The 24,068-nt window shown below is 56.9% G+C and carries 22 protein-coding genes and 1 pseudogene; 14 read left to right on the top strand and 9 right to left on the bottom strand.

The features are described 5' to 3' along the window. Positions 1–2: 2 nt before the first annotated feature. Positions 3–2,105, bottom strand: a complete 2,103-nt coding sequence (locus V8J84_RS06820; protein WP_339929398.1) for a bifunctional rhamnulose-1-phosphate aldolase/short-chain dehydrogenase — start codon at positions 2,103–2,105, stop codon at positions 3–5. A 187-nt stretch (positions 2,106–2,292) separates the two neighbouring features. Between V8J84_RS06820 and V8J84_RS06825 the strand changes: the two genes are divergently transcribed. The 8 genes and pseudogenes from V8J84_RS06825 (at position 2,293) to V8J84_RS06860 (ending at position 10,273) form a co-directional block, all read left to right on the top strand. Continuing rightward, positions 2,293–3,105 (top strand): DeoR/GlpR family DNA-binding transcription regulator, encoded by an 813-nt coding sequence (locus V8J84_RS06825; protein WP_339929400.1) that lies wholly within the window; start codon positions 2,293–2,295, stop codon positions 3,103–3,105. Positions 3,106–3,130: 25 nt separating this feature from the next. Beyond that, on the top strand, positions 3,131–4,126 hold the full coding sequence (gene rhaS, locus V8J84_RS06830) for a rhamnose ABC transporter substrate-binding protein (RefSeq protein ID WP_339929402.1): 996 nt from the start codon (positions 3,131–3,133) through the stop codon (positions 4,124–4,126). Positions 4,127–4,206: 80 nt separating this feature from the next. Continuing rightward, entirely contained in the window at positions 4,207–5,754 is a 1,548-nt protein-coding gene (locus V8J84_RS06835) for a sugar ABC transporter ATP-binding protein (protein WP_339929404.1), read from the top strand. Further along, a complete protein-coding gene (locus V8J84_RS06840; RefSeq protein WP_339929406.1) occupies positions 5,751–6,731 on the top strand; it encodes an ABC transporter permease in 981 nt (326 codons plus the stop codon). The genes V8J84_RS06835 and V8J84_RS06840 overlap by 4 nt, the downstream gene beginning before the upstream one ends. Beyond that, positions 6,728–7,729 carry an ABC transporter permease gene (locus tag V8J84_RS06845; protein ID WP_339929408.1) on the top strand — a complete coding sequence of 334 codons (1,002 nt, stop codon included), beginning with the start codon at positions 6,728–6,730 and terminating at the stop codon, positions 7,727–7,729. The genes V8J84_RS06840 and V8J84_RS06845 overlap by 4 nt, the downstream gene beginning before the upstream one ends. Next, on the top strand, positions 7,726–8,043 hold the full coding sequence (gene rhaM, locus V8J84_RS06850; protein ID WP_339929410.1) for an L-rhamnose mutarotase: 318 nt from the start codon (positions 7,726–7,728) through the stop codon (positions 8,041–8,043). Before V8J84_RS06845 ends, rhaM begins: the two co-directional genes overlap by 4 nt. Then, entirely contained in the window at positions 8,040–9,419 is a 1,380-nt protein-coding gene (locus V8J84_RS06855; RefSeq protein WP_339929412.1) for an FGGY-family carbohydrate kinase, read from the top strand. Before rhaM ends, V8J84_RS06855 begins: the two co-directional genes overlap by 4 nt. 222 nt (positions 9,420–9,641) lie before the next feature. Further along, a pseudogene (locus V8J84_RS06860) lies at positions 9,642–10,273 on the top strand (tyrosine-type recombinase/integrase). Between the two features lie 243 nt (positions 10,274–10,516). On the opposite strand, the gene V8J84_RS06865 reads toward V8J84_RS06860, so the two are convergent. The 5 genes from V8J84_RS06865 to V8J84_RS06885 form a co-directional block, all read right to left on the bottom strand. Continuing rightward, a complete protein-coding gene (locus tag V8J84_RS06865; RefSeq protein ID WP_339929414.1) occupies positions 10,517–10,930 on the bottom strand; it encodes a hypothetical protein in 414 nt (137 codons plus the stop codon). A gap of 243 nt (positions 10,931–11,173) precedes the next feature. Continuing rightward, complete coding sequence (yghX, locus tag V8J84_RS06870; RefSeq protein WP_339930691.1) at positions 11,174–12,085, bottom strand: YghX family hydrolase; 912 nt, start codon at positions 12,083–12,085, stop codon at positions 11,174–11,176. 405 nt (positions 12,086–12,490) lie between these two features. Beyond that, complete coding sequence (locus V8J84_RS06875; RefSeq protein WP_339929416.1) at positions 12,491–13,285, bottom strand: ATP-binding cassette domain-containing protein; 795 nt, start codon at positions 13,283–13,285, stop codon at positions 12,491–12,493. Further along, entirely contained in the window at positions 13,282–14,367 is a 1,086-nt protein-coding gene (locus tag V8J84_RS06880; RefSeq protein ID WP_339929418.1) for an ABC transporter permease, read from the bottom strand. The genes V8J84_RS06875 and V8J84_RS06880 overlap by 4 nt, the downstream gene beginning before the upstream one ends. Before the next feature lie 120 nt (positions 14,368–14,487). Next, on the bottom strand, positions 14,488–15,507 hold the full coding sequence (locus tag V8J84_RS06885) for a sugar ABC transporter substrate-binding protein (protein WP_339929420.1): 1,020 nt from the start codon (positions 15,505–15,507) through the stop codon (positions 14,488–14,490). Between the two features lie 174 nt (positions 15,508–15,681). Between V8J84_RS06885 and V8J84_RS06890 the strand changes: the two genes are divergently transcribed. The 5 genes from V8J84_RS06890 to V8J84_RS06910 all read left to right on the top strand — a co-directional run bounded on the left by V8J84_RS06890 (position 15,682) and on the right by V8J84_RS06910 (position 21,121). Next, positions 15,682–16,878, top strand: a complete 1,197-nt coding sequence (locus V8J84_RS06890; RefSeq protein WP_339929422.1) for an ROK family transcriptional regulator — start codon at positions 15,682–15,684, stop codon at positions 16,876–16,878. Between the two features lie 93 nt (positions 16,879–16,971). Then, positions 16,972–17,856 (top strand): NAD-dependent epimerase/dehydratase family protein, encoded by an 885-nt coding sequence (locus V8J84_RS06895; protein WP_339929424.1) that lies wholly within the window; start codon positions 16,972–16,974, stop codon positions 17,854–17,856. A gap of 242 nt (positions 17,857–18,098) precedes the next feature. Then, on the top strand, positions 18,099–18,383 hold the full coding sequence (locus V8J84_RS06900) for a co-chaperone GroES (protein ID WP_339929426.1): 285 nt from the start codon (positions 18,099–18,101) through the stop codon (positions 18,381–18,383). Positions 18,384–18,454: 71 nt separating this feature from the next. Further along, positions 18,455–20,098: a chaperonin GroEL gene (gene groL / locus V8J84_RS06905; protein ID WP_339929428.1), complete on the top strand. Its 1,644-nt coding sequence runs from the start codon at positions 18,455–18,457 to the stop codon at positions 20,096–20,098. Positions 20,099–20,287: 189 nt separating this feature from the next. Next, positions 20,288–21,121 (top strand): DMT family transporter, encoded by an 834-nt coding sequence (locus V8J84_RS06910; RefSeq protein ID WP_339929430.1) that lies wholly within the window; start codon positions 20,288–20,290, stop codon positions 21,119–21,121. Here the strand turns inward: V8J84_RS06910 and V8J84_RS06915 are convergent. After that, positions 21,118–21,564, bottom strand: coding sequence for an NUDIX hydrolase (locus tag V8J84_RS06915; RefSeq protein ID WP_339929432.1), 447 nt, complete (start codon positions 21,562–21,564; stop codon positions 21,118–21,120). The two genes, V8J84_RS06910 and V8J84_RS06915, sit on opposite strands and share 4 nt — an antisense overlap. Before the next feature lie 87 nt (positions 21,565–21,651). Between V8J84_RS06915 and V8J84_RS06920 the strand changes: the two genes are divergently transcribed. Next, positions 21,652–22,425, top strand: a complete 774-nt coding sequence (locus tag V8J84_RS06920; RefSeq protein WP_339929435.1) for an esterase/lipase family protein — start codon at positions 21,652–21,654, stop codon at positions 22,423–22,425. 88 nt (positions 22,426–22,513) lie between these two features. Here V8J84_RS06920 and V8J84_RS06925 read toward each other — a convergent pair whose 3' ends face one another. Beyond that, positions 22,514–23,584 (bottom strand): 5-(carboxyamino)imidazole ribonucleotide synthase, encoded by a 1,071-nt coding sequence (locus V8J84_RS06925; protein WP_339929437.1) that lies wholly within the window; start codon positions 23,582–23,584, stop codon positions 22,514–22,516. Further along, the gene (gene purE / locus V8J84_RS06930) at positions 23,577–24,065 is read right to left on the bottom strand and encodes a 5-(carboxyamino)imidazole ribonucleotide mutase (protein ID WP_339929439.1); all 489 of its coding nucleotides are present in this window, start codon (positions 24,063–24,065) and stop codon (positions 23,577–23,579) included. Before purE ends, V8J84_RS06925 begins: the two co-directional genes overlap by 8 nt. Between the last annotated feature and the right edge of the window lie 3 nt (positions 24,066–24,068).

Consider the following 24,068-nt stretch of genomic DNA (forward strand, 5'->3'; position numbering starts at 1 on the left):
GTTTAGCGCGTGAACGCTTCTTTGTTACCTGCATCGACGTTGATGATGTTGCCCGTCGACTTGGCCGACAGATCGGACGCGAGGAAATATGCGGCTTCCGCGATATCCTCGGGCAGCACTGAGCGCTTCAGCATGGAGCGTTCGCGATACATTTCCTCCAACCCGTCCTTGTCGGTGCCGTAGGTGCCAGCGCGCTGGTCGAGCCATTCACCCTGCCAGATCTTGGACCCCTTCAGCACGGCATCGGGGTTCACCACGTTCACTCGGACACCCATCGGCGCACCTTCAAGAGCAAGGCAGCGTGCAAGGTGAATTTCGGAGGCTTTGGCGGTGCAATAGGCAGAGGCATTGGGCGATGCGGCGAGGCCGTTTTTGGAGGCCACAAACACAACCGCGCCGCCCATGTCTTGAACCTTGAACAGCTTGAAGGCCTCGCGGCTTACCAAAAAGTAACCCGTAGACAGGATCGACATGTTCTTGTTCCACAGATCAAGGCTCGTCTCCTCGATAGGGGCAGAGCTGGCGATTCCTGCGTTGGACACAAGGATGTCGACGCCGCCGAATTCAGCGGCGATATCACTGTAGGCGGATGCGACAGCGGATTCATCGGTGACGTTCATGTTCACGGTGCGCAGAACGTCTGCGGAGTATTTTGTGCTGAGACCGTCAAAGGTTTCGGCAAGGGCTGCATCATCAATATCGGCCAGCATCACGCAGGCGCCTTCGCGCAGGTAACGCTCGGCGGTGGCGGCGCCAATACCGCCAGCGCCGCCCGTGACCAAGGCCACACGGCCCGCCATGGATTTTGGCGCGGGCATGCGTTGCAGTTTGGCCTCTTCCAGAAGCCAGTATTCGATGTCGAAAGCCTCTTGTTCGGGCAAGCCTTGGTATTCGGAGACAGCATCCGCGCCACGCATCACGTTGATGGCGTTGACATAGAACTCACCCGAAATGCGTGCTGTTGCCTTGTCCTTGGCAAAGGTGATCATGCCGACACCGGGGATCAGATAAACCACTGCGTTGGGGTCCCGAATGGCTGGGCTGTTGTCGTGTTTGCAACGATCATAATAGGCTTGGTACCCGATACGGTAGTCAGCGATTGACGCATCAAGGCCCGCAATCGTGGCTTCTACGTCCGGCTTGGCAGGGTCGAAATCGACCACAAGCGGGCAGATTTTCGTGCGCAGGAAGTGGTCGGGGCAAGACGTGCCGAGGGCAGCAAGCCGTTCCATATCCTTGGCGTTGACGAACTCCAGAACAACGTCGCTGTCAGTGAAATGGCCCACCATATGCTGTTGGCCGGACACATATCCACGGATGGCAGGCATCAGGCGCGCGGCGGTGGCGCGGCGTGTATCCGCATCAAGGCTGGTGTGAACTGTTCCGCCGAACGCATCCTTGCCAGCGGTTTCCCTGGCAAACCAATCCATCGCCGTTTGAATAACGTCCAGCGTCAGCTCATAGCAGTCCTTTGCGTCATCCGCCCAAGTGAACAGCCCGTGGCTTTCAAGGACAACGCCCTTGGCATCAGGGTTCTTATCGCAGAAATCCGACAGCCAGAGACCCAATTCATAGCCCGGCTTCTTCCAAGGCAACCAGCCGATGCTGTCACCGAAAATTTGCTTCGTCAGCGCCTTGCTGTCCTTGGCCGCCGCAATGGCGATGATTGCATCGGGGTGCATGTGATCCACATGTTTGGCAGGTACATAGGCATGAAGCGGTGTATCAATCGAGGCCGCGCGCGGGTTCAGGTTGAACGTGCAGTGGGGAAGATAGGCCACCATCTCGTCCTCGAATTCGACACCGCGATAAAGCCCGCGCAGCGCGTTCAGTTTGTCCATATAGAGCGTTGAGAACCCGTCCATCTTGATCGAGCCAACGTCACCACCTGATCCTTTGACCCACAGCACCTCAGCGACTTCACCTGTCAGCGGATCATCTTGCATAACTTTCGCGGACGTATTGCCGCCACCGTAGTTCGTGATTCTCTTGTCCGACCCTAGGAGGTTGGAGCGATACAGCAGTTTCTCCGGCTCGCTCATCTTGCTGGCTTGGGCGGCATCCCATTTATTTTCAAGACGTTGGCTGTTTTTGGAAGAGGTCATGTGTGTCTCCGTGGACGGCGGGTTAGGACTAGCTATTAGAAATCAACGTGACGGCAGGCTGCAGGCAAGTCAATCATTTTCAATCACAAACAATCATGCTGCAATGCGGAATGATTGCATATGACAAATAATGATTGACAAACTGTCGCGATTCGCCCCACGTTCAAAGCAATCAAAGGAACACCCCATGCACGAGAACGATCGCCACAGGGTCATTCTATCTGCCGTTCAAGACCGGTCCCTTGTGACTGTCATTGACCTATGCACGTTGACTGGCGCGTCTGAAGCGACGGTGCGTCGTGACATCAATACGTTGGACGAGAAAAAGCAGCTGCGCCGGGTGCGCGGTGGTGCCGAGGCCCTGACGACCACACCATTCGTCGGCCTTGCCGGACGACCGTTCTCTGTCAATGAAACGCTGAACAGTGCTGAAAAACAGGCGATTGCTGCCGCTGCGGTAGAGCTTTGCGCAGATGGCGAGCCAATCATCATCAACGGCGGCACGACTACATTCCAGATGGTTCACCCATTGGCATCGCGCCGGATGCAGGTCTTTACCAATTCATTCCCGATCGCCGAACACCTGCTGAAGAACACCCAAAACACCGTGATGTTGTCAGGCGGGATCATTTACCGCGAACAAAACATCATCCTGTCGCCGTTTGACAATGACGTGACGCGCAACTTTTACGCCAAGCGGATGTTCATGGGCGCTCAGGGCATCGGCCCACTGGGCCTGATGGAGGGCGACCCATTGCTAATCCAGGCCGAACAAAAGCTGATCGGGCAAGCCGAGGAACTGATCGTTCTGGTGGACAGCTCCAAGTTTGAACAACGCTCCAGCCTTGTGCTGTGCCCGCTTGAGCGGATCGACACAATCATCACTGACGACAAGATCGATGACCGCACGGCGGCCATGCTGGAATCGGCTGATGTGACACTGATCGTAGTGCCCTCTGGCGCTGCGCAGAAAGAGGGGGTGGCGCAACTGCCAGCCTGATGAAACCACTCCAAGGGAGGAAACCATGAGTGTATTTAAGAAACTAGCAGCATCTGTTGCACTGGCCGGCGCAATGTTCGCCGCTCCAGCATTCGCACAAGAAGACGTTCGCATCGCGATTGTTGTCAAGGCGCTCGGCATCGGGTTCTTTGAGGCAGCCGCAGAAGGCGCTGAAGAGGCTGCCGCAGAGCTTGGCAACGTCGAGATTATCTATACCGGTCCGACAGACACCACCGCCGAAGGCCAGATTGAAGTGATCAACGCATTGATCGCCCAGCAGGTCGATGCGATTGCGATTTCCGCAAATGACACAGACGCATTGGTTCCCGCCCTCGAGCGCGCGATGCAGCGTGGTATCACGGTCATCAGCTGGGACTCCGGCGTGGCGCCCGAGGGCCGCCAGTTGCACCTGAACCCGTCGTCGAACTCGCTGATCGGTAACATGATCATCAAGCTGGCCGCAGACCATCTGCCCGATGGCGGTGACGTCGCCTTGCTGTCGGCAACGACGACATCCACCAACCAGAACATCTGGATGGAAGAGATGATGGCCGTGATGGGCAACTACCCCGGCATCAACGTTGTAGCGACTGTCTATGGCGACGATCTGGCCGACAAATCCTACCGTGAGGCTACTGGCCTGATGCAGTCCTATCCTGATCTGGACGCGATCATCGCGCCGACTTCGGTTGGTATCGTCGCCGCCGCGCAGGCTGTCGTGGATGCCGACAAAGTCGGTCAGGTGAACGTGACAGGCCTTGGGCTGCCGTCCGAGATGGCCGGTGCCATTGAATCCGGCGCGTCCCAATCCTTTGCGATCTGGAATCCGATCGATCTGGGGTACTCCGCGACCATGCTGGCCTATGAACTCAGCCAGAACGGTGTCGAAGCTGCGCCGGGTGCGGAAATCCCGATGGGCCGCATGGGCAGCCTGACGCTGGATGAAAACAACGAAGGCGCCATGGCGGATCCGTTTGTTTATGACGCCAGCAACATCGACCAGTTCAAGTCGATCTTCTAAGATATCTGCTTGGTTCGGTCCGGCGCAACACGCGCGCTGGGCCGAATGACCCCAATCCCCAATCCTAAGAGAGTATCGGCATGTCGACTCGCCCCGCGCCTTCCACATCGACTGACGTGTCCCCGATGGTCTCGATGGACAGGATCACAAAGACATTTCCCGGGGTTAAGGCCCTGGATGAGGTCAAGCTTGACCTTTACCCTGGTCAAGTGACCGCCCTTGTCGGTGAGAACGGTGCCGGAAAATCCACGACCGTCAAAATCCTGACAGGCATCTATCAACCCAACGGTGGCACAATCCGTATTGACGGTGACCCGATTTCCTTTGCCTCTCCGAATGACGCGGCCAAGGCGGGTATCACGGCCATTCACCAAGAGACTGTTCTGTTCGATGAGCTTTCCGTGGCGGAGAATATCTTCATTGGCCATGCACCTCGGACCCGATTTGGCCTGATTGATAAGCCAGAAATGCACCGCGCCGCCGCCAAACTACTGAACGAGATCGGCGCGCTTTTCAGTTCTCACACCCAATTGCGTGACCTTGGCATTGCCAACAAACACCTCGTGGCGATTGCACGCGCTTTGTCTGTCGATGCGCGCGTGGTCATCATGGACGAGCCAACGGCGGCCCTGTCCCACAAAGAAATCGAAGAACTTTACGAGCTGGTCGAAACCCTCAAATCCCAGGGCAAGGCGATCTTGTTTATCAGCCATAAGTTCGACGAGATTTTCCGCATCGCCGACCGCTACACCGTTTTTCGTGACGGCGCGTTCGGCGGGGATGGCAAGATTGCGGACATCTCCGAAGGCGATCTTGTGACGATGATGGTCGGACGATCCGTTGATCAGATTTTCCCGCAAAGCGACCATGACATTGGCGACGAAGTCTTGAAAGTCGTGGGATATGAACACCCGACAGAATTCGCCGACATCAATTTCAGCCTCAACAAGGGCGAAATCCTTGGCTTTTACGGCCTCGTCGGCGCTGGCCGATCCGAGTTTATGCAAGCCCTGTTCGGGATCACCAAACCCTCAAAAGGTGTGTGCCGCGTCAATGGCGACATCAAGGTGATCCGCTCGCCTGCGGATGCCGTTGCAAACGGGATCGTTTATGTCCCCGAGGATCGCGGCAAACAAGGCGCGATTATTGGGTTGCCGATTTTCCAGAACATTACTTTGCCTTCGCTGGATAAAACATCGCGCAACGGATTTTTGAAGCTCGCCGAGGAATTCAAACTTGCACGCGAGTACTCGCAGCGGCTGGATCTTCGGGCCGCTTCGTTAGACCAGGACGTGGGCAACCTGTCAGGCGGCAATCAGCAAAAGGTCGTCATCGCCAAATGGCTGGCCACCCAGCCCCAAGTGATTATCCTCGATGAACCCACCAAGGGTATCGACATCGGATCCAAGGCGGCGGTGCATGAGTTTATGTCCGAATTGGCCGCGCAGGGCCTATCCGTCATAATGGTCAGCTCTGAAATCCCCGAAATCATCGGCATGTCGGACCGAGTGATTGTCATGCGCGACGGTCGCATTGCCGCCGAGCTTGCGAAAGACGACCTGACCCCCGAAATCCTCGTGCGCCATGCGGCGGGCATCACAACTCCAACTGAAGGGGCCGCAGCATGACCCGTTTTCTGCCCGTGCGTGAATTGATACTTGGTGGTGCCATTTTGGTCCTACTTGTCCTGATCTCATCTCGTTTTTCCGGCTTTGTTGCGCCGTCCAATCTGGCCAATGTGTTCAACGACACGGCACCGCTGATCATCCTCGCGTTGGGGCAAATGGTCGTGATCCTGACACGCTGTATTGATCTGTCGGTTGCCGCAAACCTTGCGCTGACGGGAATGGCCGTGGCGATGATCAACGTCGCGATGCCGGGCCTGCCGATCCCTGTCATTATCGCGATTGCTGTTTTCCTAGGTGCGATCATGGGCGCAATCAACGGCGTGCTGGTTTGGAAACTGGCGATCCCGCCAATCGTCGTGACCCTTGGCACCATGACCATCTTTCGCGGCATCATCTTCCTGATTTCAGACGGCAAGTGGGTGAATTCCCACGAAATGTCCCCCGCCTTCACCGACTTTCCACGCATGGTTCTGCTGGGCCTGCCCGTGTTGTCATGGGCGGCGATCATCACGATCATCCTGTTCGGGATCATGATGGCGCGCACGCAGTTCGGGCGGTCCATTTTCGCAGTGGGCGGCAACCCACATGCGGCCGTCTACACCGGAATCAACGTCGGTAAGACGCAGTTTTGGGCTTTCGTCGTATCCGGCGCGCTCGCTGGCCTGACGGGGTATCTTTGGGTTTCTCGCTTTGCAGTGGCTTACGTTGATATCGCGGGCGGGTTCGAACTTGAGGTCGTGGCCGCTTGTGTCATCGGTGGCATCTCCATCGCTGGTGGCATTGGGTCCGTAGGTGGCGCGGTGCTGGGCGCGATCTTCCTTGGGGTCGTCAAAAACGCGCTTCCGGTCGTTAGCATCTCGCCCTTCTGGCAGCTCGCCATTTCTGGCAGCGCGATCCTGATTGCCGTGGCTTTTAACGCCCGTGCAGGCCGCAACAAGGGCCGTATCATTCTAAAAGAAGCAGAGGCCGCTCAATGACCGACGCAACTCAAACCAGACATGTCCCCGACCGCCTGAACAGCCGCGCCGCGCGGATCTTCAAAAGCTGGGAGGCCTTGCTGCTCGCCGTGGCCATTGCGATCTTCGTCGTGAACAGCTTTGCCTCGCCCTATTTCCTAAGCGCATGGAACCTGAGCGATGCGACATTCAATTTCACTGAAAAAGCGATGATCGCTTTCGCGATGGCGTTGCTGATCATCTCGGGCGAAATCGACCTGTCCGTCGCCTCGATCATCGCGCTTTCTAGCACGGCAATGGGGCTTGCGTTGCAATACGGAGCAGGTACGCCAGAGTTGGTCATCATCGGACTGACGGTTGGTGTGCTTTGCGGGGCTTTCAACGGTTTTTTCGTCACGGTGTTAGGCCTACCGTCTATCGTGGTCACAATCGGCACCATGAGCCTATTCCGCGGCATCAGCTTTATCATCCTCGGGGATGATGCCTTCCGCGGCTATCCGGCCAGCTTTTCGTGGTTCGGCCAAGGTTACATCTATTGGGTCTTCACGGTCGAGATGCTGTTGTTTGTTATCATCGCCATCATCTACGGCGTGCTACTGCACAAAACCAATTTCGGCCGCGCTGTCTATGCGATCGGCAACAACCCGACCGGTGCATTGTTCAGCGGCATTCGTGTGCAACGCGTCAAATTTATCCTGTTCCTGCTGACTGGCCTGATGTCGGGTATCGCAGCGGTCTGTTTGACGTCCCGCCTAGGATCCACGCGCCCAAGCATTGCCACGGGAATGGAGTTGGAGGTCGTGACAATGGTTGTCCTTGGAGGGGTCAACATCCTTGGCGGGTCAGGCACGATCCCCGGCGTTGTTATCGCTGCATTTGTTATGGGTTTGGTGACCTTCGGGTTGGGCCTGCTCAACGTGCCCGGAATCGTGATGTCTATCTTCATCGGCCTGCTATTGATTGGCGTGATTGCCCTGCCGCGCCTTGTGGCGATGGCCGCCGCACGGCGCAAAGCATGAGAGGGCGTTACGTGTTTCGCATGCGGCTGAACGATGGGATGGCCGATGAATACAAGCGCCGCCATGATGCGATCTGGCCCGAGCTTGTTGATTTGCTTCGTGACGCGGGCGTCAGCGACTATTCGATCCATTTGGACGATGAAACAGGCCACCTTGTTGGGGTCCTGACCCGCACGGACGACCATGGCATGGACGCCTTGCCGGACCATCCCGTGATGCAGAAGTGGTGGGCCTATATGGGGGACATCATGGACACGAACGAAGATGACTCTCCCGTTGCCGTGCCGCTCACGCCGCTGTTTCACATGCCATGACCGCGCCGCGCCATATCGCTGTCATCGACATCGGCAAGACCAACGCGAAACTCGCGCTGGTCGATCTGTCGACCTTGACAGAAATGGCCGTCGTTACGCGCCCGAATATCGTGCAACCCGGCCCCCCATATCCGCATTATGATGTCGATGGGCACTGGGCGTTCCTCTTGGATGCATTGGCGCAATTTCATCGAGAGCACCGCGTTGACGCGATATCGGTAACAACCCACGGGGCCTGTGCCGCGCTGATAGACACCAATGGCGCCCTCGCTGCGCCCATCCTTGACTACGAACACACCTATCCCGCCGAGGCTGTTGATGCTTACGATGCCATCAAACCTGACTTTGCCCAGACTGGATCGCCCAAACTTGCGGGCGGTCTGAACATTGGCGCACAGCTGCACTGGCTTTTTAAAACCGATCCAACTCTCAAGGGACGCACCGCCAAAATCGTGACCTACCCGCAATACTGGGGGCACCGCCTGACAGGCGTGACCGCGACCGATGTCACCTCAATCGGGTGTCATACAGATCTGTGGAACCCCTACGAAGGGACGTTCTCTGACCTGCCCACTCAGCTCGGTATCCGCGATAAGATCGCACCTGTTCGCCGTCCCAGCGACATCCTCGGACCAATTCTGCCAGAGATCTCAAAGGCCACCGGCCTTGCGCCGGATACGCCAGTTTGCGTCGGCGTCCACGACTCTAACGCCTCGCTCTATCCGCATGTGATTTCGCAGGACGGTCCTGTTTCGGTCGTGTCCACTGGGACATGGGTCATCGTCATGTCGATGAAAGCGGGCGGCGCAGCTGCTCTTGACCCTTCTCGAGATGCCCTCGTTAACGTCAATGCGCGGGAGCAAGCTGTTGCCAGCGCGCGCTTCATGGGTGGACGTGAATTCGAAGTGATCCAACAGGGCCAAGGGGTCGAACCAACGCAGCAAGACGTGTCGGCGGTGCTGGATGGGCATCGCATGCTATTGCCATCGGTCGAAACTGGTTCAGGCCCGTTTCAGAGGAGCGAGATGCAATGGCACGGCGATGAGCCGGAGGTCGGTACGGGCCAACGATCGGCTGCGCTTTCGTTCTATCTTGCCCTGATGACAGGCACTTGTCTGAAACTCGTTGGCGGGGCTGGCCCAACGATCGTGGAAGGGCCGTTCGCCAGAAACCCCGAGTTTCTCGCCATGCTGCATGCCATTACGGCACGCCCCGTCTTCACGAACTCAGCCGTCACAGGAACAAGCATTGGCGCAGCCATGTTGCTCGGTGGTGATGAGTCTCCTCCTAAGCTTGCCCAATTTGAAACGGCTTTGCCTTTGGAAACGCTTAGGACTTATGCCGATCTGTGGATAGAGCTGGCGGGCGCCGAATAGCCACGAGACGTACGAAACGGCGGATCGCAGCCGGAAGGACGGTCATTTCGCCACTGCAGCGAAAGTCCATTTCCCACCGAAGCCGACATCTAGGCGCTACGCAGCATCAGACACTTCGGGCTCAGAGCGGACCTGGGAGGCAGCGCGGCATCTTGTGTTAAAGTGTTCCAGTCAACGTCTGGTTGTTGTTGCGGGAGGGATTGGCGGATTGGAGGATCAGTCATGGAAACACCAAATTTACCTGCCATTCGCGCACTTCGCTCGGCTTGGAACAAAGGCCGTATCGTCGGCCAGAAGCGCCCCCTGAAACCAAAGCATGTCTGGGCGATCAGGGTTCGGCTCGAGTTAGCAGAGAACCATCGGGATCTCGCCCTCTTCAATATGGCGATCGACAGCAAGCTGCGCGGCTGTGATCTTTGTCGGATGCAGGTTGTCGATGTCATGGCATCAGGCCAGATCAAGGAACGCGCATCTGTGCTTCAAAGTAAAACGCAAAAACCGTGCGGTTCGAGATAACCGAAGGCACGCGGGCATCAGTTGCCAAGTGGATGGAGGACCCGCTGATGGTCGGTTCAGAGTATTTGTGGCCTGGCCGGCTTCACGAACGCCTTCACATATCAACACGCCGGTATGCGCGGATTGTTCGGGATTGGGTAACATCAATCGGTTTGGAAGCGACTGCATATGGCACACATTCAACGCGCCGCACGAAGGTCACGCAGATTTACAAAAAGACTGGAAACCTGCGCGCCGTTCAGTTGCTACTCGGACATACAAAGATGGATAGCACGGTCAGATATCTGGGGGTGGAACTTGAAGATGCTTTGGCGATCGCGGAAGCGATCGAAATTTAGTGCATTTGGGCCGCTTTCGCGGGCGGCCCAAAGCTGCCGTCCACAACATGATCAACATGCTGCGATGCGGCCCGTCGAAGAATGCATTCGATGCGCCTGCTAAATCAAATGATAGGCCAACACACATATACTGCGGGAAGAGACTGCCGTTGGTGTTTCTTCATCAAATGACTGCTTTTCGGGGTCTGCAGGTGCGTTAGGAATGCGCCTCTGACTGATGAATTACGACTAGAAATCGCAATCTCAAAAGTATATTTGCGCCCCTTCAACTTCCATCAAAACACCGATGTCGCCACGGTCACGCTGATAGACGTCTACGCCGCTTGGGGTGGTTGCGGACGTCGGAAGCGCTCTGAACGTAATGCCAAGCACTTCTTGCACCATTCCAGCTTCGAATGGCGTAATGACATTGTTTGAGATCATCAACGGCAGTTGGTCGATCACAGCTTGCGGTGCCAGAACGACAGTATCGCGGCGCAAGAGTCCGATCATGGTGTCGATACTTAGATGACTAGGATGAACTCTTGTTAGCACAACAATGTCCGGTCGGCCGAAGCGTCTGTATTGATCCTGTGGGCCTACCGGATCAATGAGCACCAGTGCCTGATCCAACGCAAAAACGGCACTGGCGCGATTTATCACAACGGGCTCGATCATCGCTACAGGAAGAAGATAGTTGTTCTATACTTGATCAGAACTAAGACCACGTTCGCTGACTAACATACCTGCATTCACAGTCGCAAAATCTGAACCTGCCTGCGCGGGATGCTGAACAAAAAATGCGACCATCGCAACGGCGAATAGGTTCTTTACCATTGGCTCTCATCTCTTTTTTGATGTGACTGAGACTTCAGGTTTGGATGTCTCGCACCCACCTTTCAGCGGGTGCGACAACTATCGTTAAGCGAGATAGGTGCGAAACCAAGCGACCACACGTTCCTCTGCGAGCATCGCTGCCGCTTCGTCATAGCGCGGCGTCGTATCGTTGTGGAAACCGTGGTTGACGCCCGGATAGATATGCGCCTCGTAGGCCTTATCGTTTGCTTCCATCGCCTTCTGGAATGGGGGCCACATGGCATTGATACGTTGATCCAAAGCGGCGAGTTGGACCATCAATGGCGCTTCGATCCCTGCGACCTGTTCAGCATCCGGGAAAGAGCCGTAAAACGGCACTCCAGCCGCCATTTCAGGATAAGCGGCAGCAAGCCGATTTACGACGCCACCACCATAACAGAACCCCGTCGCGCCAACTTTGCCATTGGTTCCCTCAAGCGCCTGAAGATACTCAAAGCCCGCAAAGAAGTCGTTAAGCAAAGCCTCTTGATCGAGCGTGCGCTGCATATCACGCCCCTCGTCGTCAGTACCGGGGTAGCCGCCGAGAGAGGAAAGGCCATCAGGTCCCATTGCAATGAACCCCGCCTTTGCAAGCCGCCGAACAACGTCGCGGATATATGGGTTCAGCCCTCTGTTTTCATGAACAACAAGGACTGCTGCGGGTGGCCGATCTGGATCAATTTCAGCTGGGCGAACGATGTAACCCGTAATGTCCCCCGTCCCGTTGGGGCTGGAGTAAACGATGTCCTCGCCCACAATGTCGGGGTCGTTCTCTTCAACCTGCTGCGCGAGCGCATAGTTCGGCGATAGCGTGCTCAAAATCGCGGCAGCCGTCAGGCCGCCCACAGCCCAACGTCCTGCGCGGTCGAGGAACTCGCGCTTCGTGATCTTTCCGTGAGCGTAGTAATCGTACAGATCAAGAAGATCTTGGTCAAAGTCTGCCGCCGTCAGGCGAGGCTGCGGTGTGTGCTTATTCATTTCCAAATTCTCCCTACTGGTGCTCATGATAGTAGGGTGATCGCGCCAATTAGCGAGTGCGTTTCTCCATGAGCCTACCTACGAAGGTTTTCTTGGCAGTCGCTTTCCCAATTGCCGACTTTCGCTGCGGCTTAGCAATCATGTAGTTTGGGTTTGTCGTGGCCATCGGAGGCAATGCAGGATCCGCTGTGGCTGGCGGTCGTACGGCTTGCAGGGACGGCCCAAACCGGACTTTGCCGGTGTCATCGAACGCTGCGCTGCAGCTTCCCCGAAGCGGACATTGATCGCTCGCGCAACATCTTGACGGAGCCGATGGCTGCAATGCGGACAAAGTTAACCTTCGCTGCGCCTGCGCCAATGTCCGGTTTCGGAAATTGGCGCAGTATTCTCCAAGTCTGATCGAATTTAGGCCGGCGCTTCCTTGGCGCCCGTCATAAACGCGACCGCGTCCGACATAGTGTAGTCTTTCGGATCGATCACACACAGACGTTTGCCAAGACGGTGGACGTGGATGCGATCAGCGACCTCGAACACGTGCGGCATGTTGTGGCTGATAAGGATGATCGGGATACCGCGTGAGCGGACATCAAGGATCAGTTCCAGCACACGGCGGGATTCCTTGACGCCAAGCGCCGCTGTGGGCTCGTCCAAAATGATGACCTTGGACCCGAACGCGGCAGCACGCGCCACAGCCACACCTTGCCGTTGGCCGCCCGATAGGGTCTCGACCGCTTGGTTGATGTTCTGGATCGTCATCAGGCCCAGCTCTGACAATTTGTCACGGGCGACCTTTTCCATTTTCGGGCGATCCAGCTGACGCAGCCATTTGCCGCGGAAACCAGGTTTGCGGATTTCACGGCCCATGAACATGTTGTCGGCGATGGACAGAGCAGGCGACATCGCGAGGGTCTGGTAGACCGTTTCGATCCCTTCCTTGCGGGCATCAATGGGGGACGTGAAGTGGACCGGTTTTCCCTCAAGGAACACCTCTCCTTCGTCGGGGACAACGGCACCAGAGACAGCTTTGATTAGGGAGGACTTGCCCGCCCCGTTGTCGCCAATCACGGCGAGAATTTCGCCGGGGTAGAGATCGAAGTCACAGTGATCAAGTGCGGTCACCTTGCCATAGCGTTTGACCAGCCCACGGCCTTTGAGGATGGGTTCAATCGATCCATTCGCGATGTTTTCCATCAAAGTCATGCTGAGACCTTTCTGATCCATTGATCTACTGCGACGGCACCAATGATAAGTGCGCCAATAAGGAGGAATGTCCATTGTGCGTCAGCACCGGCAAGGCGAAGGCCAAGAGTGAACACACCAACGATGAGAGCGCCAAAGAGCGGCCCCATGATTGACCCACGACCACCGAACAGTGAGATGCCGCCAATCACTACAGCCGTGATGCTTTCGATATTCAGGAGTTGCCCAGACGTCGGGCTGACAGAACCGATGCGTCCGATCAGTGCCCAACCTGCGATGGCGCAGATGAAACCTGTGACGGCGTAAACAGAGATCAGCGTGAATCTGACGTTGACACCTGAAAGCTGTGCCGCATCGGGATCATCCCCGACAGCATAGATGTGGCGGCCCCAAGCCGTGTGTTTGAGGGCATAGGCGAGGACAGCAAAGATCAGGACCATCGCTATGACGCCAAACGTGAATGTCGCACCTCCGCGCCCTGCCTCGTCCGCGCCAACCTTGAATGTCGAGCCGAGAAACTGCAGCAAAGGCGCGTTTTCTTCAATCTCTTGGCTGCGGATTGTTTCGTTTGCCGAGTACAGGAAGTTTGCAGCCAAAACGATCTGCCACATGCCGAGTGTGACGATGAAGGGGGGGAGCTTCATCACCGCAACAAGCCAGCCATTGAACGTTCCGACCAACGTTCCGAACGTCAGGCCAATCACCACAGCAATCTCAACCGGAATACCATACCGGAACGTAAACTGCCCCATGATCACGCTTGAGAGCACTGCGATGGCGCCGACGCTGAGGTCGATACCCGCGGTCAGGATCACGAGGCTCTGAGCGGCGGCAACGATACCGACGATCTGCACCTGTTGAAGGATTAGCGTCAACGCAAAGGGAGAGAGGAATCTCGATCCTAACAAAAGCGTGAATAGGACAATGGAAACCAATAGAACGAACAACGGAACAAGCGCAGGATTCACATGCAGTGCGTGTTGCAACCGTGCAAGAAAACCTTTGCGTTCGATAAATTCCGCCACCGTATCGGTGGTGGATGGCTTGATGGCCGCTTCAAAATCGTCGGCATTGCGAGACATTGTTCGATCCCCTCACTTTGAATTGAATGTCGTGTAGGAACATATCCTACAGCGTAAAAAGGGGCGGAAAATATTCCCGCCCCTTGAGTTGCATCTATCGTCAGATGCGGGAGGAATGGCTTAGCCCCAGCAAAGCTCCGTGCCTTCGGCAACAGAAATGCTTTCAACACCCTCAGCTGGCTGATCGGTGACCAAGGCGACGCCTGTGTCGAAGAAGTCTTTGCCAGGTGTGTTTTCAGGCAGTGTGCCATCGGCCGCATAGGCTGCAATGGCTTCGATCCCGAGTGCTGCCATGCGCAGGGGATACTGCTGGGCTGTTGCACCGATGACGCCATCATCGATGTTCTGAACGCCGGGGCAGCCGCCATCGACGGAGACGATCAGAACGTCATTTTCACGACCGATCGACCGCAGGGCCTCGTAGGCACCCGCAGCGGCAGGTTCGTTGATCGTGTAGACAACGTTGATTTCAGGATCGACGGCGAGGAGGTTTTCCATTGCGGTGCGCCCGCCTTCTTCGTTGCCTGCGGTCACGTCGTTGCCAACAATCCGTGGATCATCTTCGTCGCCATTTACGTTCGGGTCGGCCAAATCAATGCCGAACCCCTGCAAGAAACCCTGATCGCGCAGCACGCCAACAGTTGGCTGGGACACGGCAAGGTCGAGCAAGGCGATCTTTGCATTTGCAGCGTCGTCACCCAGCTGTGCCGCAGCCCACTGGCCGATCAACTCACCAGCCAGGAAATTGTCTGTGGCGAATGTCGCGTCTGCCGCATCAACCGGATCAAGCGGTGTGTCGAGAGCGATGACCAGAAGGCCCGCGTCACGTGCCTGTTGGACAGCGCCAACAATGGACGATGTGTCGGACGCGGTCAGCAGAATACCGGATGCACCATCAAGAATGCATGTTTCAATCGCGGCAACCTGTGTCTCGTGATCACCGTCAACCTGACCCGCGTAGGAGTTCAGTGTAATGCCAGCCTCTGCGGCTGCAGCTTCAGCGCCTTCGCGCATCTTAACGAAGAATGGGTTGGTGTCGGTTTTAGTGATCAGGCACGCGGAAACAGCGTGACCGTCAGCCATAGCGGAACCAGCGGATGTAATGGCAGCAAGAGCAGTGCCGATGAGCAACTTTTTCATGATGTCCTCCCAGACAATTTATGTGTCAGAGCCTCCACCCTGACAATTTGTACGACCGGCACTTGCCCATCGCTTGACTTTAAGAAATCCGATTCTCAAGCACCTGTCAATTAATTAGTTAACTTTTCTTATTAATATGTTTACCTGTATACGAGGGCTGCTATGGTGCAGGGCATGGAAGATGGACTCATCAGATCGATCAGCACAGGCCTTAGCCAAAAGGGCGTTAGAGATCACAATGAACGGCTTTTGCTGTCATTGCTTCAACGCAATGGCCACATGCCCGGAAGCGATCTGGCAAAGCTGGCAGAACTTTCCCCGCCAACAGTTTCAACCATCCTGCGCCGCCTTGAAGGAGAAGGTATTCTTGAGCGTGGAGACCCTGTGCGCGGCAAGGTCGGCAAGCCATCTATCCCAATGCGGCTGGCATCAAACGGGGTGTTTTCCTTCGGCCTCAAAATTGGTCGCAGGTCCGCCGATCTGGTTTTGATTGACCTGAACGGAGAGCTGCGCGAAGAACGCCAACTGACCTATCCGATACCCGTTCCCGACGACATTTTTGACTTTCTGGAAGAAGGCGTTCGCAGCATCACGGAGGCGATGGACCCCGATCACTCCGCGCGTATTTGTGGCATCGGGATCGCGGCCCCTTTCGAGATGTGGAACTGGCCTGACCCATCGATGGACATGTCGGCGGCATTCGCCCCATGGGAAGGAATTGACCTGAAAGAGGAAGCTCAAGCACGAACAGATTTTCCCGTACACCTTCTGAACGATGCAACGGCCGCTTGTCAGGCCGAACACACTTACGGTCGCGGCAAAGAGTTTCGCGATTACGCCTACTTCTTTATCGGAGCCTTCATTGGCGGCGGGATTGTGTTGAACAACTCCGTCTTTGAAGGCCGTCAGGGGAACGCGGGTGCACTTGGTTCATTGCGAAGTATCGGCCCCAATGGTGAAAGCATGCAGTTGGTCGATATGGCTTCGATCCATCAGCTGGAATTGCGTCTTCGTGAAGTTGATCTGGACCCGCAACAACTCTGGTCGGACCCCGAAAGCTGGCATAACCTGTCACGCTACGTTGACCCATGGCTGGGTCAGACGGCCCAAGAGCTTGCGAAAGCAGCCTTGTCTACCTGCTCAGTCATCGATTTCGAAGCGATCCTCATCGACGGTGCATTCCCGGCCAGCGTCCGTGAAGACTTGGTCAGCCGTGTTCGCCGTTACGTTGTGACACAAGACACCCGTGGCCTGATCCAGCCTCGTATCGAAAGCGGCAGCATAGGCGGCAAGGCCCGGGCAATTGGTGCTGCAACACGACCCATCGGGGCGCAATTCATGATGCAGGCAAGCGTTGGTATGACAATTTGATTGGCCGGTTCGAACAAGGGAAACATCGTTCAAAGTGTTCATACATCAGGATCAAATCAAAACGACGCTCATGTGTCAAAATCGGAGGGTAAGATGCGGGTTTTCTTTACAGGCGGTAGCGGCAAGGCGGGCAAATGGGCGATCCGGCACCTCATGGCGCAGGGCCACCATGTTGTGAATGTTGATCAAGCGCCGTCCGGCCTCGACTGTCCGGAGTTGCTGATTGACCTGTGCGACGCGGGTCAGGTCATTGGTGCGATGTCACAATTCGTCGAATTCGGCGAGCTGGACGCGGGCACTGGTGTGCCCACCTATGATGCCGTTGTGCATTTTGCGGCGATCCCGCGCGTCATGATCGGGACAGATGGCGAGTGCTTTCGCCGGAATACCTTAACCACCTATAATGTGATCGAGGCCGCAACCAAGCTGGGTGTGCCCAAGGTGATCTTTGCAAGCTCTGAAACAACCTACGCCATCTGCTTTGCGGACGGAGAGCTCAAACCGGATTTTGTGCCGATTGACGAGACCCATCCAACCGTACCCCATGACAGCTATGCCATGTCGAAGGTCTGCAACGAGATGACAGCCCGTTCATTTCAAGCTCGGACCGGTGCCGACATCTATGGTTTACGGATTAATAACGTGATTGAGCCGCACGAATATGCCGAAATGTTCCCAGCCTTCGTGAAAGATCCGGCCCTTCGCCGCCGAAACATATTCGCCTATATCGATGCCCGTGATTTGGGGCATATGGTCGATTGCTGCCTGAAAACGGACGGATTGGGATACGAAGTGTTTAATGTATCAAACGACGATACGTCGGTCGGGATCACTTCGGAGCAAGTCATCGCGCAGTTCTATCAGGGCGTCGAAGTGCGCAGCGAAATGGACACCTACGAGACGTTCTTTTCGAACAAGAAAGCCAAGAAGATGGTTGGTTTTCAACCAAAGCTCGCATGGCGGGATACCTTGGAGTAGATCGCAACTAGCTGGCGTTCGAATAAAATGCAGCATCGGTTAAAGTGGGCTCGAGCCCGCCATTCGCGGCACCAGCAAAATGCTTGCAACCGCTTGCCTCGTGCCAAGCGGCCCCGATTTTTTGAATTGGCCAGCCGCACCCTGTTGACACACCCCGTCTGCTTGCCTACCTACCCATCGTTATCACTCGCTACTGGTGAGTGCTAACGACAGTAGAAACGCAAACTCAGGGAAGTTTCGACATGGCATTCACACCACTTCATGACCGTGTATTGGTGCGTCGCATCGAAAGCGACGAGAAAACAGCAGGCGGTCTGATCATTCCAGACAGCGCAAAAGAAAAGCCAGCCGAAGGCGAGATCGTCTCGTGCGGCGAAGGTGCACGCAAGGACAGCGGTGAGCTGATCCCGATGGCTGTCAAAGCAGGCGACAAGGTCCTGTTCGGCAAGTGGTCCGGCACCGAAGTAAAGATCGACGGTGAAGACCTGCTGATCATGAAAGAAAGCGACATTCTGGGCACCATGTAAGTGGGCTTGGCGGGGGAACCCGCCAGACAGAAAGACGCGATCCAAACACAGAAATTCAAAGGAGCTAATCCATGGCTGCTAAAGACGTCAAATTCGGCACAGACGCACGCAATCGCATGCTCAAGGGTGTGAACATCCTTGCTGACGCCGTCAAAGTAACACTGGGCCCTAAAGGCCGTAACGTGGTTCTGGACAAATCGTTCGGCGCACCACGCATCACCAAAGACGGTGTATCTGTTGCCAAAGAGATCGAGCTTGAGGACAAGTTCGAGAACATGGGCGCGCAGATGGTGAAGGAAGTTGCTTCCCGCACCAACGACGAAGCCGGTGACGGTACAACAACTGCCACAGTTCTGGCCCAGGCTATCGTGCGCGAAGGCATGAAGTCGGTTGCCGCTGGCATGAACCCGATGGACCTTAAGCGCGGTATCGATCTGGCAACGTCCAAAGTTGTTGAAGCGATCAAAGCGGCGGCACGCCCTGTGTCCGACAGCGACGAAGTTGCCCAGGTCGGCACGATCTCTGCCAACGGCGAAGAAGAAATCGGTCGCCAGATCGCAGACGCCATGCAGCGCGTCGGCAACGAAGGCGTGATCACTGTAGAAGAAAACAAAGGTCTGGAAACAGAGACCGATGTTGTTGAAGGCATGCAGTTCGACCGCGGCTACCTGTCGCCATACTTCACCACCAACACCGAAAAGATGACAGCCGAGCTGGAGGATGCGATCATCCTGTTGCACGAGAAAAAACTGTCGTCGCTTCAGCCAATGGTCCCACTGCTCGAGTCCGTGATCCAGTCCGGCAAGCCGCTTCTGATCATCGCCGAGGACGTCGAGGGCGAAGCCCTTGCCACGCTCGTCGTGAACAAGCTGCGCGGTGGTCTTAAGATCGCTGCTGTGAAGGCACCGGGCTTTGGTGACCGTCGCAAAGCCATGCTGCAGGACATCGCGATCCTGACAGGTGGTCAGGTGATCTCCGAAGATCTGGGCATGAAGCTTGAGAATGTCACAATCGACATGCTGGGTTCTGCCAAGCGCGTGAACATCACCAAGGACGAAACAACAATCGTCGACGGTGGTGGCGATAAGGCCGAGATCGAAGCACGCGTGACACAGATCCGCAGCCAGATCGAAACCACAGACAGCGACTACGACCGTGAGAAGCTGCAAGAGCGTGTGGCCAAGCTGGCCGGCGGTGTTGCCGTGATCCGCGTGGGTGGCATGTCCGAAGTGGAAGTGAAAGAGCGTAAAGACCGCGTTGATGACGCGCTGAACGCAACCCGTGCTGCTGTGCAGGAAGGTGTTGTCGTTGGCGGTGGTGTTGCCCTTATTCAGGGTGGCAAGGCGCTGGAAGGTCTTGAGGGTGCAAACTCTGACCAGAACGTGGGTATCTCCATCGTCCGCAAGGCGATCGAAGCACCTCTGCGTCAGATCGCTGAAAACTCCGGTGTTGACGGGTCCGTTGTGGCTGGCAAAATCCGCGAGAGCGACGACAAGGCGTTCGGCTTTAACGCACAGAGCGAAGAATATGGCGACATGTTCAAGTTCGGCGTGATCGACCCTGCGAAAGTTGTGCGCACAGCACTTCAGGACGCAGCATCGGTTGCCGGTCTGCTGATCACAACAGAAGCCATGGTCGCTGATCGTCCGTCGAAAGACGGCGGCGGTGCAGGCGGCGGCATGCCCGACATGGGCGGCATGGGCGGCATGATGTAACCACTTCTCGGGCTTTGCCCGAAAGTGTCGGGGGTGGCAGTGCCTTTTGCTTGTCAAAAGGTCACGAGAACCCCACCGTCAGACACGAAACAAGGGCGTCCCAAACGGGGCGCCCTTTTGCGTTGCAAGCCATCACGACCCTGCGATGGGGATTGCACAGCTGCGCGTAAAAGCGTCTAGCTGCACCACATGCAACTGTTCCTCCTCACCACCCTTGTCATGACAGCCTTTGCCGCCAATTCGGTGCTGAACCGGATCGGGGTGGCGACCTATGGGATGGACCCGCTGGTCTTTGCGGTGATCCGAACGGGCGCGGGGGCTGCTATGCTCGCGCTGCTCGTCGTCCCTCGCAGGACGCCTCGCCCTGTGGTGTTGCATCCAAAACGCATCGCCGGGGCCTTGGCGCTCGCGATCTATATGATCGGCTTTTCGGCGGCTTACCTGAGCCTTGGCGCGGGGCTGGGCGCGTTGATCCTTTTTGGCGTTTTGCAGGTGGTGATGTTCGGCTGGGCCGTGGTCGAGCGGCAAAAGATTGCACCGTTGCGCTGGGTAGGGGCCGCGATTGCGCTGGTTGGATTAGCGGTGTTGCTCTGGCCTGCTGGGGATACAGCAGTGCCATTGCTGGGGTCGATCCTGATGGTCGCTGCTGGTGTCGCTTGGGCAGTTTACACGTTGCTCGGGCGTGGCGAGGCGGATGCTTTGGGCGCTACTGCGGTCAATTTTGGCCTGTGTCTGCCATTAGTGGCTCTGGCGCTCATGTTGCCGCTGGCCGGTCAAATCAATGCGGGCGGGGTGGCAACAGCGGTTTTGGCAGGTGCTGTGACATCAGGGCTGGGCTATGCGCTTTGGTATCTTGTGTTGCCCGCCCTCCCGACGGTGACGGCGGCTGTCGCACAGTTGAGCGTGCCTGTGATCGCGGTGGCCGCTGGTGTGGTTTTTCTGGGCGAAGCGCTAACGACGCGACTGGTGATCGCGGGCGTGCTCGTGCTGGGCGGAATTGCGGTGTCGCTACTGCGGCGCTAGCGCAAGATCGGTTCTAGCGGATCATAATCCGGCGCATCCGTATCGCCCCATGCCACAGCGGCAAGACTATCGGGTTTGATGGTCAGATCTGCCATTTGTGCGCGTGTGAACCAACGGCGGGTGGTGACGATACCTTCGGGATCGGTCCAGTCGCCATAAGGATCGCCGCCCGTGATCGTGCAGCGGAAATACACATCAACCTGATGATAGTCGTGGGCCGGATCGTGAAATTCGTTGACCAGACAAGTGGGGCCGATGGCGATCGTCAGGCCGCATTCCTCCATGATCTCGCGGTGCAGATTGTCATGCAGGCTGCTGTGCGGTTCGACACCACCACCGGGCGCGCACAGCAACCGGTCAGAGGCTTTCCAAGCGTTCACCAAAAGCAAACGGTTTTCGTGCAAGACGACAGCACGGACAGCAAGACGAGGGGGTTTGGCCATAAGCGCACCGTGACGCGGGGGCGCAAAAGACGCAAGGTCAGGATCGGCGCACCTTTTCTTTGCGTAAAGCGGTGTTACCTATGATGCATGAAACGCTTACTGATCGCCTCACTGGCCTTGCTTGGCTGCGCGCCACTGGCGCAAAGCCTTGTGCAGGCGCAACCGCGCACCACAGACGAATGCGTGGTGCTGCTTCACGGGCTGGCGCGATCGGAAGTGTCGCTGGTGCCGATGGCCGCTGTGCTTGAGGCGGCAGGGTATCAGGTGGTGAACACCGGCTATCCATCCACCGATCTGCCGATTGAACGCCTTGTGCGCGAGGCTGTGCCTGCGGATGTGGCGGCCTGCGGTGACAAGCGCGTGAATTTTGTGACCCATTCGATGGGCGGTATCCTTGCCCGCGCGTGGTTGTCAGAGGCGCGGCCTGCCCAGATGGGCCGCGTTGTGATGCTTGCGCCACCCAACAACGGGTCGGAACTGGTTGATATTTTTGGTGATTTTGAACCCTTTGAATGGGTGCATGGCCCTGCGGGCCTTCAGCTTGGCACGTCCGAGCAGGAAGAGGCAGGCATCACATCGGTGCCCAACGAGCTGGACAGCGTACCCTACGAGATCGGGATTATTGCGGGTAACACCAGCCTGAACCCGGTCTATTCAACGCTGATTGACGGGCCTGACGACGGGAAAGTGTCGGTTGAATCCACACGGCTAGAGGGCATGACCGATCACATTGTGCTGCCTGTCACGCATACGTTCATGATGAACAATCCGGTGGTGATCGCGCAAGTGCAGGCGTTCCTGACCGAAGGCCGCTTTGATCGCGGATTGAGCATTGGCAATGTGGTGTTCGGGCTGGATTGATCCGGTCTGGCGGTGCGACACGCGTGCAAGCACGACGTCCCGCCCGCCATCCCGCAGGTGAGTATTTCTGGCAAAATGATGCGCGTGGTCAGGGGTGACCGGTGATCCGGTTCACATGGCCCATTTTGCGTCCCGGTTTGGCGTCGGCTTTTCCGTAAAGATGGATCGCCGTGTCAGTCGCGGCGACTTGCGGCAAGCGGTCCACATCATCGCCGATCAGGTTTTCCATGGTCACATTCGCGTAGCGCACGCCATCACCCAAAGGCCAGCCTGCCACGGCGCGGATATGCTGTTCGAACTGGTCGATCAGGCAGCCGTTCTGGGTCCAATGGCCGGAGTTGTGCACGCGTGGGGCAATCTCGTTCACGATAAGCCCGTCGCGGGTCACAAAAAGCTCCACCCCCATGACGCCGACGTAATCCAGTGCGTTCAGAATTTTGGCGGCGATCAGCACGGCATCGGTGCGCTGTGACGGCGTGAGTTTTGCGGGCACCGTAGTGGTGGACAGGATGCCGTTCTCGTGCACGTTTTCGCCCGGGTCGTAACAGGCGACCTGTCCGTCTGCATTGCGGGCGGCAATCACAGATACTTCGTGTGTGAAGGTCACAAACCCTTCGAGGACGGCACTGGCACCGGCCATATCGTCCAGCGCACGGGCCGCATCATCAGGCGACGACAGGCGCGACTGGCCCTTGCCATCATATCCCATTGTGCGGGTTTTCAGGATGGCCGGGCAGCCGATGTCGGCAATGGCTGCATCAAGGCTTTGCGCATCGGTCACATCGGCAAATGGCGCTGTGGTCAGGCCCAGATCATTCAGGAATGTCTTTTCCGTCAGCCGGTCCTGCGATGTGGCAAGCGCGCGTCTGTTCGGGTGGATCGGCTTGATTTCTTCCAGCAGGTCCGAGGCGCTGGTGGGGATGTTTTCAAATTCGTAGGTGATCACGTCCACGGCTTGCGCAAACTGGCGCAGCGCATCGTGATCGTCATAGGCGGCCTTGAAGTGGTAGTTGGCCACATGGGACGCGGGGCAATCACCGGCAGGTTCATAGATGCAGGTTTTGAAACCCAGCCGTGCTGCCGCGACTGACAGCATGCGGCCCAGTTGTCCGCCGCCCAAAATGCCAATGGTGGCGCCGGTTTCCAAAGGTTCAGTCATCTTGCGGCTCTTGCGGGATTGAGGCCGACAGATCGGCGCGCCACTGGTCGAGGCGGGCGGCAAGGCCCGTATCGTTCAGGGCCAGAATACCTGCGGCCATCAGCCCGGCATTGGCTGCACCAGCGGCCCCAATCGCCATGGTCGCCACCGGAAAGCCGCGCGGCATTTGCAGGATCGAATAGAGGCTGTCGACACCGGAAAGCGCTTTTGTCTGGACCGGCACACCGATCACAGGCACGCGGGTCTTGGAGGCCATCATGCCGGGCAGATGGGCCGCACCGCCAGCACCTGCAATGATCACCTGCAACCCGCGATCCACAGCCGTTTTACCATAGTCCCACAGGCGGTCGGGCGTGCGGTGTGCGGAGACGATCTTGGTTTCATAGGTAACGCCAAGCGCATCAAGCATCTCTGCTGCCTCGCGCATGGTGGACCAGTCGGACTGACTGCCCATGATGATACCGACAGGGGGATGGGACATGAT

The organism is Yoonia sp. 208BN28-4, assembly GCF_037543925.1.
Taxonomy (GTDB): domain Bacteria; phylum Pseudomonadota; class Alphaproteobacteria; order Rhodobacterales; family Rhodobacteraceae; genus Yoonia.

What these genes read in the sequence shown, in the direction of transcription:
- V8J84_RS06820 (WP_339929398.1), bottom strand. Translation starts at nt 2,105, where the DNA reads ATGACCTCTTCCAAAAACAGCCAACGTCTTGAAAATAAATGGGATGCC.
- V8J84_RS06825 (WP_339929400.1), top strand. Translation starts at nt 2,293, where the DNA reads ATGCACGAGAACGATCGCCACAGGGTCATTCTATCTGCCGTTCAAGAC.
- rhaS (WP_339929402.1), top strand. Translation starts at nt 3,131, where the DNA reads ATGAGTGTATTTAAGAAACTAGCAGCATCTGTTGCACTGGCCGGCGCA.
- V8J84_RS06835 (WP_339929404.1), top strand. Translation starts at nt 4,207, where the DNA reads ATGTCGACTCGCCCCGCGCCTTCCACATCGACTGACGTGTCCCCGATG.
- V8J84_RS06840 (WP_339929406.1), top strand. Translation starts at nt 5,751, where the DNA reads ATGACCCGTTTTCTGCCCGTGCGTGAATTGATACTTGGTGGTGCCATT.
- V8J84_RS06845 (WP_339929408.1), top strand. Translation starts at nt 6,728, where the DNA reads ATGACCGACGCAACTCAAACCAGACATGTCCCCGACCGCCTGAACAGC.
- rhaM (WP_339929410.1), top strand. Translation starts at nt 7,726, where the DNA reads ATGAGAGGGCGTTACGTGTTTCGCATGCGGCTGAACGATGGGATGGCC.
- V8J84_RS06855 (WP_339929412.1), top strand. Translation starts at nt 8,040, where the DNA reads ATGACCGCGCCGCGCCATATCGCTGTCATCGACATCGGCAAGACCAAC.
- V8J84_RS06865 (WP_339929414.1), bottom strand. Translation starts at nt 10,930, where the DNA reads ATGATCGAGCCCGTTGTGATAAATCGCGCCAGTGCCGTTTTTGCGTTG.
- yghX (WP_339930691.1), bottom strand. Translation starts at nt 12,085, where the DNA reads ATGAATAAGCACACACCGCAGCCTCGCCTGACGGCGGCAGACTTTGAC.
- V8J84_RS06875 (WP_339929416.1), bottom strand. Translation starts at nt 13,285, where the DNA reads ATGACTTTGATGGAAAACATCGCGAATGGATCGATTGAACCCATCCTC.
- V8J84_RS06880 (WP_339929418.1), bottom strand. Translation starts at nt 14,367, where the DNA reads ATGTCTCGCAATGCCGACGATTTTGAAGCGGCCATCAAGCCATCCACC.
- V8J84_RS06885 (WP_339929420.1), bottom strand. Translation starts at nt 15,507, where the DNA reads ATGAAAAAGTTGCTCATCGGCACTGCTCTTGCTGCCATTACATCCGCT.
- V8J84_RS06890 (WP_339929422.1), top strand. Translation starts at nt 15,682, where the DNA reads ATGGAAGATGGACTCATCAGATCGATCAGCACAGGCCTTAGCCAAAAG.
- V8J84_RS06895 (WP_339929424.1), top strand. Translation starts at nt 16,972, where the DNA reads ATGCGGGTTTTCTTTACAGGCGGTAGCGGCAAGGCGGGCAAATGGGCG.
- V8J84_RS06900 (WP_339929426.1), top strand. Translation starts at nt 18,099, where the DNA reads ATGGCATTCACACCACTTCATGACCGTGTATTGGTGCGTCGCATCGAA.
- groL (WP_339929428.1), top strand. Translation starts at nt 18,455, where the DNA reads ATGGCTGCTAAAGACGTCAAATTCGGCACAGACGCACGCAATCGCATG.
- V8J84_RS06910 (WP_339929430.1), top strand. Translation starts at nt 20,288, where the DNA reads ATGCAACTGTTCCTCCTCACCACCCTTGTCATGACAGCCTTTGCCGCC.
- V8J84_RS06915 (WP_339929432.1), bottom strand. Translation starts at nt 21,564, where the DNA reads ATGGCCAAACCCCCTCGTCTTGCTGTCCGTGCTGTCGTCTTGCACGAA.
- V8J84_RS06920 (WP_339929435.1), top strand. Translation starts at nt 21,652, where the DNA reads ATGAAACGCTTACTGATCGCCTCACTGGCCTTGCTTGGCTGCGCGCCA.
- V8J84_RS06925 (WP_339929437.1), bottom strand. Translation starts at nt 23,584, where the DNA reads ATGACTGAACCTTTGGAAACCGGCGCCACCATTGGCATTTTGGGCGGC.
- purE (WP_339929439.1), bottom strand. Translation starts at nt 24,065, where the DNA reads ATGTCCCATCCCCCTGTCGGTATCATCATGGGCAGTCAGTCCGACTGG.